This is a genomic window from Streptomyces sp. HPF1205 (assembly GCF_020400825.1).
Lineage (GTDB): Bacteria > Actinomycetota > Actinomycetes > Streptomycetales > Streptomycetaceae > Actinacidiphila.
Genome location: NZ_JAINVH010000144.1, coordinates 1 through 586 on the forward strand (window position 1 = coordinate 1; position 586 = coordinate 586).

The following is a 586-nucleotide window of genomic DNA, read 5'->3' on the forward strand; positions in this document are numbered from 1 at the left end:
GAAGTGGGACACGCTGCGCGGACTGGGTCTGGATGACGACCACATCGCCAACTCCCGCGACACGGGGTTTGCGGGGAAGTTCCTGGCGGTCACCGACGGCGAGGGTGTGGATGTGGTTCTGAACTCCCTGGCCGGAGAGTTCATCGACGCTTCCCTCCAACTGCTGCCGCGTGGTGGCCGGTTCCTGGAGATGGGCAAGACGGATGTCCGGGATGCCGACTCGCTGCCCGAGGGTGTGGTGTATCGGGCGTTCGACCTGTTTGATGCGGGTGCGGACCGGATTGCGGAGATGCTTGGTGAGCTCGGTGGGTTGTTCGCGTCGGGTGTGGTGTCGGTGTTGCCGGTGCGGTGCTGGGATGTGCGGCAGGCGCGGGAGGCGTTCCGTTTCGTCAGCCAGGCCAAGCACATTGGCAAGGTGGTCCTGACCGTTCCGCATGACCTCGACCCGGACAAGACGGTGCTGGTCACCGGCGGCACGGGTTCGTTGGGTGCTCAGGTGGCCCGGCACCTGGTGGCCGAGCACGGCGCCCGTAATCTGCTGCTGCTCAGCCGCCGCGGCCTCCAGGCCCCCGGCGCGGCCGAGTTG

1 protein-coding gene is annotated in these 586 nt (G+C 67.2%); it reads left to right on the forward strand.

Translation table 11 applies throughout. From position 1 onward, the window contains the following. The coding region (locus K7G61_RS36025) for a zinc-binding dehydrogenase (RefSeq protein WP_225851368.1) at window positions 1-586 on the forward strand (586 nt) is incomplete at both ends.